Source organism: Ensifer sp. SSB1 (assembly GCF_016652895.1).
GTDB lineage: Bacteria > Pseudomonadota > Alphaproteobacteria > Rhizobiales > Rhizobiaceae > Ensifer.
On sequence record NZ_JAEPRP010000238.1, the window covers coordinates 1 to 8,632 of the forward strand.

The window sequence follows — 8,632 nt, forward strand, 5'->3', positions numbered from 1 at the left end:
AGCATTGACGTAGTACTGGGCCGAACGCTTGGCAGCGTCAGCGATGATTTCCGAAGCCTGGCGCTTGGTGCCGACGAACAGGACGCGGCCGCCGTTGGCGACGGTGTCGCTAACGATCTGCAGGGCGCGCGACAGCATCGGCACAGTCTGTGCGAGGTCGACGATGTGAACGTTGTTACGATCGCCGAAGATGTAGGGCTTCATCTTCGGGTTCCAGCGGTGCGTCTGGTGGCCGAAGTGAACACCAGCTTCAAGCAGCTGGCGCATGCTAAAATCAGGCAATGCCATGCCTTTTCTCCTTTTCCGGTTGAACCTCCGCGAGACGTCGAGCTCTTCTTTCGAAAAGCCCACCGGCGGAACGACCCGGATTTCTCCCGGAACATCCCCTGCCTCACGGGAGGAATGGGCAGCCCCTTAACGGCTGCTGCCCAGAAAATCAAGTCGCGAAAGCCGCTTTTTGGCGGGATCTACTATTTACAGTCCTCGGATTTGAATACTTCAAGGTCTGCGAGCTTACCGGTCAACACGAAATCGCCGTAGTCCATGGTCAGGTCGCGAGTGATCCCGTTTTCGTAGAGTTTGAACGACATGCGGTAGATCGGCAGCGCGTCGCCGCTCTTGTCATCGTTGAAATAGGAGATCGTTACCGGCCAATAGGCTTCGCCGCCGAACTTGCCGGCCTTGCCGGCATCCGGCTCATCGGCGGTAGGTTTGCGCGATTTACCAACGAAGGTCGAGGTAATCAGCGTTTTGTCGCCCGAATCGGAGCCATCGAAGATGCGTGCTTCGAACAGGCTTTCTCCCTTCTTCGCCCGCGAGATCACTTCCATCATATGGGCGGTCGGAAAGCGGCTGGCCGCTAGCTCCACTTCGCGCTTGTCGGGCGCGGTCAGCTCCACCTTGACGCCGGACTTTTCCTCATGCGCGGTTCCGCGAACTTCCTTGTCCAGCTTCTCGTCGGTGAAGGAGCGCGTCAGGAAGCGGAAATTGCCGTTCTTCAGGTCTTCGTAAGTGGTCGTCTGCTGGTCGGTGAGGCGCACCTCCTCACCGGTGTCGACCTGGGTGACGAATCGGAAGCTGACCGTATATCCCTCGCAGGCGGACCCATTGAATTCATAGACCATGCGACCATACATTCCGGCAATGCCCGAACGATCCGACGCATCCTTGAGCTCAAGATCATAGACGGCGCGATGCGGCACGAGGACATTCGCACTCGCCGCCGTAGCGCCTGACGCCGTCATGACGGCAAAACAAACGCTGCGCAGGGTGACGAGACCGAAGCCTTTATGAAACATCCGTTTCCTCCTGTTGGACTCGCCGGCAATGCTATAAACAAGCGTTCGGCAGAAGCGAGGCGGTGTTTGCAGGAAAAAGCCGGCACCCGCCGCGATCCGGCCTGAATGCAGGATTTTAACACAAAAGACAACAATGGAGCTTTCCATGTCTGCAGAGATCGAAACGCGCCTCAAAGACCTCGGCGTCACCCTTCCCCAGGCTGCGACGCCGGTCGCGAACTACGTGCCGTACGTCATCAGCGGCTCGATGCTCTATATCTCCGGACAGCTTCCGATGGAGGACGGCAAGGTCGCCGTGACAGGCATTGTCGGCAAGGACGTCGACGTCGCCCGTGCGCAGCGCGCTGCCGAACTCTGCTCGATCAACATCCTCGCCCAGGCGAAATCGGCGCTCGGTGGCGACCTCGGCCGCATCCGTCGTCTGGTGAAGATCAACGGCTTCGTCGCCTCGACGCCGGAATTCGTCGAGCAGCATCTCGTCATCAACGGCGCCTCCAATCTGCTCGCCACCGTGCTCGGTGAAGCCGGCAAGCATGCCCGCGCCGCCGTCGGTATGGCCTCGCTGCCCTTCAACGCTGCCGTCGAGATCGACGCTGTCATCGAGATCGCCTGATTAAGGTCCCCACCATGGCTGACATTTCCTGGCTGAAGGCCCAACCGATCGCTCATCGCGGCTATCACGACATGAACAAAGAGGTGTGGGAGAACACGCTTTCGGCATTCTCCCGCGCCGCCGATGCCGGTTTCGCCATCGAGTGCGACCTCCAGTACACCGCCGACAGCATTCCGGTGGTTTTCCATGACGACGACACCCAGCGTCTTTGCGGCATCAAGGGCGACGTTCGCTCACGCACCGCCGGCGAGCTCGGCCTGATGGCGATCGGCGGAACGAAGGACAAGGTGCCGACGCTGGCGCAGATGCTGCGCCTGGTCAACGGCAAGGTACCCCTCGTTATCGAACTCAAGGGCCGCAAGGGCGACGACGAGGGCTTTGCAGCCGCTGTGCTGGAGACGCTGGAAGGCTACAAGGGACAGGTCGCCCTGATGAGCTTCGATCACTGGCTGCTCAAGGACCTGAAGGCGCTCGACGCGCCCTACCCGCTGGGCCTGACTGCGGAAGGCGCCAATCCGGAGACCTTCTTCGTGCATGAGGAAGCGATGCAGCTCGGGCTCGACTTCATCTCCTACCACTACGGCCACCTGCCGAACTCGTTCATCACCAAGGAGCGGACACTCGGCAAGACGATCATTACCTGGACCGTGCGCGACCGGCAGGCCGAGGCCTACACTTTCGCCCATGCGGACCAGATGACCTTCGAGGGTTTCGACCCGCGGGAGGCTCTGGTTTCCTGAGCTGATGTCAGACGCCGTCACCATCCGCATAGCCCAATCCTTCGCCGATGTGCCGGCAGCACGCTGGAACGTGCTCTCCGGTGCATCGAAGGAGAATCCCGGCGGCGTCTACAATCCCTTCCTTTCGCATGCCTATCTCTCCGCCCTCGAGGAGTCCGGCTCGGCGACGGCCAAGACGGGCTGGCTCGGCCAGCACCTGCTTCTGGAAGGACCGGACGGGCATCTGCGCGGCGGTCTTGTCTGCTATCTGAAGAACCACAGCCAGGGCGAATATGTCTTCGACCATGGCTGGGCCGACGCTTTCGAGCGGGCGGGTGGGCACTATTACCCGAAACTGCAAAGCTCCATTCCCTTCACGCCGGCCACCGGACCGAGACTGCTTGCGGCGCCGGGTGAAAATCAGAGCGCCGTTCAGGACGCGCTTGCCGCGGGCCTGAAGGAGCTTGCGCGCAGACACGATGTCTCGTCGGCGCATGTGACCTTCGTGCCGGAAGCCGAGATGCCCGCCCTCGAGCGCGCCGGTTTCCTGCATCGCACCGACCAGCAGTTCCATTTCACCAACGAAGGCTTCGGATCGCACGCCGATTTCCTGGAGACCCTTGCCTCACGCAAGCGCAAGGCGCTCAAGAAGGAACGCCGGGTTGCGGTCGAAAACGGCATCTCGATCGACTGGCTCACCGGCAGCGACCTGACGGAAGCGATTTGGGACCAGTTCTTCGCCTTCTACATGGACACCGGCGGCCGCAAATGGGGCCGTCCCTATCTGACACGCGCCTTCTATTCGCTGATCGGCGAGCGCATGGCCGACGATATCCTGTTGGTGATGGCGCGCCGAAACGGCCGCTACATTGCCGGCGCCATCAACTTCATCGGGGGCGATGCGCTCTACGGCCGCCACTGGGGCTGCATCGAGGACCACCCTTTCCTGCATTTCGAGGTCTGCTACCATCAGGCGATCGACTTCGCGATCGCCAAGGGGTTGAAACGGGTTGAGGCCGGTGCCCAGGGTGAGCACAAGCTTGCGCGCGGCTACATGCCCGTCACCACGCATTCCGCGCATTTCATCACGCATCAAGGGCTCGCCCGCGCGGTTGCCGACTATCTTCAGCGCGAACGCAGGGATGTGGAGGAAACGGGCGAGATTCTTGCAGAACACGGCCCTTTCCGCAAAGGTGAGCGGCAAGACGACTGAGCGACTTTTCAGTCGAGGCCGGCCTGCGCCAATTCACGAGGAACAACAATGAGCTACGACGACAACAACATCTTCGCCAAGATCCTGCGCGGCGAAATCCCCTCGCACCGCGTCTACGAGGATGACGCGACGATCGCGTTCATGGATGTCATGCCGCAGGCCGAAGGCCACCTGCTCGTCGTTCCGAAGGCGCCCTCGCGCAACCTGCTCGATGCCGATGCGGCGACGCTGCCGGCGCTGATCGCGACGGTGCAGAAACTGGCGGTCGCAGCGAAGGACGCCTTCGACGCCGATGGCGTGACGGTCATGCAGTTCAACGAAGCCCCCGCCGGACAGTCCGTCTTCCATCTGCACTTCCACGTCATTCCGCGGCGCGCAGGCGTGCCGCTGAAGCCGCATTCCGGCACGATGGAAGATGGCGCGGTACTTGCGGCCAATGCCGAAAAGGTTCGGCAGGCGCTCTGATCGCGCCTCCAATCTGGTTTGGAAATGTCTATCGCCGGGTCGGCTTCACGGCTCGGCGGATGACTTTCCCGGTCCACCGGCCTTCGGCCCAGGTGAGCGCTCAGAAGCCCAGCCACCAGAGCCCCACGGCCAGCCCTGCGATGGCGGTCGCGATCCCGATTGCCGGCTTTCGCCCGAACAGGAAGAAGGCAGCGGCCCCTAGTGCGACGGCACCTACACGCAGCCAGAGCGGGGATTGTTCGAGTACGCCTGTCGGATAAAGGATGAGCTTTGCGATGACCGCCGCGACAAGCGCGGTCGCGACCGCCCTCACCCAATTCAACGCCTCGGAATCATCCCGCAGCTTGTTGCCGGCGATAACGCCAAGCCAGCGCCAGATGTCGGTTGCCAACCAGCCGGCGATCGCGATGAAGGCATAGGCCCACCAACCGTCCTGCCACGTCATGCGCTCACCTCCTTGTGGCGACGCCAGACGCGCTCGACCAGCCAGGCGAGCGTGCCACCGACGATGCCGGCGAGCAGGATGTCGAACTCCGGCAACAGCCAATAGAACAGCGGCCCGCCGGCAAGGCCGAAGAGCAGCGCGACGTACACCACCGGGTGACGCGCCGAATGCCAGATCGAGGCGAGGAAGTAGACCGGCGTCAGGAAGAACAGGCAGCCGGCAGCGATCGGCGGGAAATCGGCGACGAAGTGATAGACAACGGCGACGAGCAACATGTTGGCCGCAACCAACGTGATGCCGAAGCCGGCAAAGAAGGCAACGCGCCGCTCACGCGGCACCTTCGGCACCTTCTCCATCGCGAACACCCAGGCGGTGATCGCGACGAAATGCGACAGAAACAGGAGCAGCCAGGTCGGCGTCCGCGATGTCCGCAGTTCCGGAACGAGCGCCGCAACCATCGGCATCAGCCGGACGGAGGAGAGCGAGACCGCAAGGAAGGCGGCCGCCAGGTTCGCGCCGCTCATCATCGAACTGACGAGGATGACCTTGGCCGGCAGCGCCCAGACCATGCCGACCATGAAAACGACCTGCTCCACCGGAATACCGGCCTGGGCCGTCAGCGAACAGAAGCCGACGAAGGACAGCATCAGGATGAAGGCCGGCAGGCTGAAGATGCCGCGCATACCCTTTCCGAACCAGGCGAGCGATGATTGCTCGTCTTCTTCCTTCTTCATCGGCCATTCCGGATTATCTTGGATTCAGAAAAACGGTGCCGGCTGGCTTGCATCCGGCACCGTCGAACATCTCTTGCGAGGGTCTATTTCTTGCGCGGCACCTTCGGCACCGTGCGGCCCTTTCTCGGGGCCGCGTCGCCGGCACCAGCCTCGCCATCGGACGATGCCTTGGCGGCCGCCTTCTTCGGCTTGGACTTCGGTGCCGACTCGGCGCCCACTTCTTCCTTGTCCTCGGCCTTCTTCGGCTTCGTCGCCTTCATCGCCGGGCGTGAAACCTCCGCCTTCGGCTTGATCGGCGTTGTCTCCGGAACCGCATCGAGCAGCAAGCCCTTGGTGCCGTCGGCCTTGGTGCCGATCGTCACCTTGACGACGCCGCCCTTCTTGAGCTTGCCAAAGAGGATCTCATCGGCGAGCGGCTTCTTGATGTTTTCCTGGATGACCCGGGCCAGCGGCCGGGCACCCATCTTCTCGTCGTAACCCTTCTCGGCGAGCCAGGCGATTGCCTCGGGCGCGAGGTCGAAGGTGACGTTGCGTTCGGCAAGCTGCGTCTCCAGTTGCATGACGAACTTCTGCACCACCTGGTGAATGACCGGGGTCGGCAGCGAGGCGAAGGGAATGACCGCGTCCAGACGGTTGCGGAATTCCGGCGTGAACAGGCGGTTCAGCGCCTCTTCGTCTTCGCCCGTGCGCTTGGAAGAACCGAAGCCGATGGCGGCCCGGGCCATTTCCGATGCACCGGCATTGGTCGTCATGATCAGGATGACGTTGCGGAAGTCGATCTTCTTGCCGTTGTGATCGGTCAGCGAGCCGTGATCCATGACCTGCAACAGGATGTTGAACAGGTCCGGATGGGCCTTTTCGATTTCGTCGAGCAACAGCACGCAATGCGGATGCTGATCGACGCCATCGGTCAGGAGGCCGCCTTGATCGAAGCCGACATAGCCGGGAGGTGCACCGAGCAGGCGCGAAACCGTATGCCGTTCCATGTACTCCGACATATCGAAGCGCAGAAGCTCGACACCGAGCGACGTCGCAAGCTGCTTGGCGACTTCCGTCTTGCCGACGCCGGTTGGGCCGGAGAAGACGTAGCAGCCGATCGGCTTGTTCGGTTCACGCAGGCCGGCCCGCGCCAGCTTGATCGACGAAGCGAGTGCTTCGATCGCCAGGTCCTGGCCATAGACGACCGAACGTAGTTCCCGCTCGAGGTTGGCAAGAACGGCTTCGTCGTCCTTGGAAACCGTCTTCGGCGGGATACGTGCCATCGTCGCAATCGTTGCTTCGATTTCCTTCTCGGTAATCAGCTTGCGCCGCTTGCCAACGGGCAAAAGCATCTGTGCCGCACCGGATTCGTCGATCACGTCGATCGCCTTGTCAGGCAACTTGCGGTCGTTGATATAACGGGCCGAAAGCTCGACGGCGGCCTTGATCGCTTCGTTCGAGTATTTCAGGTGGTGGTATTCCTCGAAGTAAGGCTTCAGCCCCTTCATGATCTCGATCGCGTCGGCAATCGTCGGCTCGTTCACGTCGATCTTCTGGAAGCGGCGGACGAGCGCCCGATCCTTTTCGAAGAACTGGCGGTACTCCTTGTAGGTGGTCGAACCGATGCAACGGATCGCACCGGAAGACAGCGCCGGCTTCAGGAGGTTGGAGGCATCCATCGCACCACCGGACGTGGCACCGGCACCGATGACGGTGTGGATCTCGTCGATGAACAGCACGGCGCCCGGGTAATCCTCGAGTTCCTTGACGACCTGCTTCAGGCGCTCTTCGAAATCGCCGCGGTAGCGGGTACCGGCGAGCAAGGTGCCCATGTCCAACGAGAAGATCGTCGCGTCCTGCAGCGCTTCCGGAACCTTCTTTTCAACGATCCGTTTGGCAAGACCTTCGGCGATCGCCGTCTTGCCGACGCCGGGGTCACCGACATAGAGCGGATTGTTCTTCGAGCGGCGGCACAGCACCTGGATGGTACGGTTCACCTCGGCGTGACGACCGATCAACGGGTCGATCTTGCCGGACTTCGCCTTTTCATTGAGGTTGACGCAATAGGCAGTCAGGGCGTCCTGCTGCTTCTTGGCGCTGCTCTCTTCGTTGTCGCGCGCAGGCTTCTGCTCGGACTCGTGATCGTCCGAACCGCGCACGGGTCGGGATTCCGAACTGCCGGGCCGCTTGCCGATGCCGTGCGAAATGAAGTTGACGGCGTCGTAGCGCGTCATCTCCTGCTCCTGCAGGAAGTAGGCGGCATGGCTTTCGCGCTCGGCGAAGATGGCTACCAGCACGTTGGCGCCGGTTACTTCCTCGCGGCCGGAGGACTGGACGTGGATGACCGCGCGCTGGATGACACGCTGGAACCCCGCCGTCGGCTTGGAATCTTCGTCGTAGCCGGTCACGAGATTGGAAAGCTCGTTGTCGACATAATCCGTCACGGTCTTGCGCAGCGTCTCAAGATTGACGTTGCAGGCGCCCATCACGGCCGCCGCGTCGGCATCATCGATCAATGCCAGAAGCAGATGCTCGAGCGTGGCGTATTCATGGTGGCGCTCGTTGGCAAAAGTCAGTGCCTGGTGTAGCGCCTTTTCGAGACTGGGCGAAAATGTTGGCACGTTAGTTCCTCATTTCTTTTCCATGACGCATTGCAACGGATGCTGATGCTGCCGGGCAAAATCCATCACCTGCGTCACCTTGGTTTCGGCGACCTCATAGGTGAAGACGCCGCACTCTCCCACGCCATGATTGTGGACGTGAAGCATGATGCGGGTCGCCTCTTCCGGGTTCTTCTGAAAGAAGCGCTCCAGGATATGGATGACAAACTCCATCGGCGTGTAATCGTCATTCAAAAGCAGAACGCGATACAAACTCGGCTTTTTGGTCTTCGGCTTGGTACGCGTGATGACGGACGTGCTGCGATTGTTGCCGTTTCCCTCGTCATCGCTACCTTGCTGCATCCGGACCGGCATGGCGATCATTCTTGTCAGTTCCTTGTACAGCAGCGACCCACTGAACTTGGCCGCAGCATGCTTGCCCTTTATCTAATGGTTCGTTTTCAGATTTTAAGACCGAACCAACGCACTGCAATCATAATCGCACGTTGCCGCGTAAGATTGATCAACTTTCTTCGGGCTGCGCACAGCTAATGCGAAAACCAAAA

The 8,632-nt window shown here is 61.1% G+C and carries 10 protein-coding genes; 4 read left to right on the plus strand and 6 right to left on the minus strand.

Features of this window, described 5'->3' with window-relative positions; genetic code table 11:
- Positions 1 to 288: 30S ribosomal protein S2 (gene rpsB / locus I8N66_RS34060; RefSeq protein WP_291163954.1), on the minus strand; the 288-nt coding region annotated here is incomplete at its 3' end.
- Positions 289 to 470: 182 nt separating this feature from the next.
- The gene (locus tag I8N66_RS34065; protein ID WP_291163957.1) at positions 471 to 1,298 is read right to left on the minus strand and encodes a cell envelope integrity EipB family protein; all 828 of its coding nucleotides are present in this window, start codon (positions 1,296 to 1,298) and stop codon (positions 471 to 473) included.
- Positions 1,299 to 1,443: 145 nt separating this feature from the next.
- Here I8N66_RS34065 and I8N66_RS34070 point away from each other — a divergent pair, with 145 nt between their 5' ends.
- From I8N66_RS34070 to I8N66_RS34085, 4 genes are read left to right on the plus strand one after another with little or no spacing between them, the layout of a single operon-like run.
- Positions 1,444 to 1,911 (plus strand): RidA family protein, encoded by a 468-nt coding sequence (locus I8N66_RS34070; protein ID WP_057256068.1) that lies wholly within the window; start codon positions 1,444 to 1,446, stop codon positions 1,909 to 1,911.
- A gap of 14 nt (positions 1,912 to 1,925) precedes the next feature.
- On the plus strand, positions 1,926 to 2,651 hold the full coding sequence (locus tag I8N66_RS34075) for a glycerophosphodiester phosphodiesterase (RefSeq protein WP_291163961.1): 726 nt from the start codon (positions 1,926 to 1,928) through the stop codon (positions 2,649 to 2,651).
- 4 nt (positions 2,652 to 2,655) lie between these two features.
- Positions 2,656 to 3,843: a GNAT family N-acetyltransferase gene (locus I8N66_RS34080; RefSeq protein ID WP_291163963.1), complete on the plus strand. Its 1,188-nt coding sequence runs from the start codon at positions 2,656 to 2,658 to the stop codon at positions 3,841 to 3,843.
- 48 nt (positions 3,844 to 3,891) lie between these two features.
- The gene (locus I8N66_RS34085; RefSeq protein WP_223727128.1) at positions 3,892 to 4,308 is read left to right on the plus strand and encodes an HIT family protein; all 417 of its coding nucleotides are present in this window, start codon (positions 3,892 to 3,894) and stop codon (positions 4,306 to 4,308) included.
- A 100-nt stretch (positions 4,309 to 4,408) separates the two neighbouring features.
- On the opposite strand, the gene I8N66_RS34090 is transcribed toward I8N66_RS34085, so the two are convergent.
- From I8N66_RS34090 to clpS, 4 genes are all read right to left on the minus strand, one after another.
- Positions 4,409 to 4,753 (minus strand): AzlD domain-containing protein, encoded by a 345-nt coding sequence (locus I8N66_RS34090; protein WP_113537654.1) that lies wholly within the window; start codon positions 4,751 to 4,753, stop codon positions 4,409 to 4,411.
- Positions 4,750 to 5,487 carry an AzlC family ABC transporter permease gene (locus I8N66_RS34095; RefSeq protein WP_291163967.1) on the minus strand — a complete coding sequence of 246 codons (738 nt, stop codon included), beginning with the start codon at positions 5,485 to 5,487 and terminating at the stop codon, positions 4,750 to 4,752. The genes I8N66_RS34090 and I8N66_RS34095 overlap by 4 nt, the downstream gene beginning before the upstream one ends.
- 83 nt (positions 5,488 to 5,570) lie before the next feature.
- Positions 5,571 to 8,087: an ATP-dependent Clp protease ATP-binding subunit ClpA gene (gene clpA / locus I8N66_RS34100; RefSeq protein WP_291163971.1), complete on the minus strand. Its 2,517-nt coding sequence runs from the start codon at positions 8,085 to 8,087 to the stop codon at positions 5,571 to 5,573.
- Positions 8,088 to 8,096: 9 nt separating this feature from the next.
- Entirely contained in the window at positions 8,097 to 8,450 is a 354-nt protein-coding gene (gene clpS / locus I8N66_RS34105; RefSeq protein WP_043622145.1) for an ATP-dependent Clp protease adapter ClpS, read from the minus strand.
- Between the last annotated feature and the right edge of the window lie 182 nt (positions 8,451 to 8,632).

Excerpts from the sequence above, each read along its gene's own strand:
- I8N66_RS34065 (WP_291163957.1), bottom strand. The coding sequence starts at position 1,298 with ATGTTTCATAAAGGCTTCGGTCTCGTCACCCTGCGCAGCGTTTGTTTT.
- clpS (WP_043622145.1), bottom strand. The coding sequence starts at position 8,450 with ATGATCGCCATGCCGGTCCGGATGCAGCAAGGTAGCGATGACGAGGGA.
- I8N66_RS34095 (WP_291163967.1), bottom strand. The coding sequence starts at position 5,487 with ATGAAGAAGGAAGAAGACGAGCAATCATCGCTCGCCTGGTTCGGAAAG.
- I8N66_RS34090 (WP_113537654.1), bottom strand. The coding sequence starts at position 4,753 with ATGACGTGGCAGGACGGTTGGTGGGCCTATGCCTTCATCGCGATCGCC.
- I8N66_RS34075 (WP_291163961.1), top strand. The coding sequence starts at position 1,926 with ATGGCTGACATTTCCTGGCTGAAGGCCCAACCGATCGCTCATCGCGGC.
- I8N66_RS34085 (WP_223727128.1), top strand. The coding sequence starts at position 3,892 with ATGAGCTACGACGACAACAACATCTTCGCCAAGATCCTGCGCGGCGAA.
- I8N66_RS34070 (WP_057256068.1), top strand. The coding sequence starts at position 1,444 with ATGTCTGCAGAGATCGAAACGCGCCTCAAAGACCTCGGCGTCACCCTT.
- I8N66_RS34080 (WP_291163963.1), top strand. The coding sequence starts at position 2,656 with ATGTCAGACGCCGTCACCATCCGCATAGCCCAATCCTTCGCCGATGTG.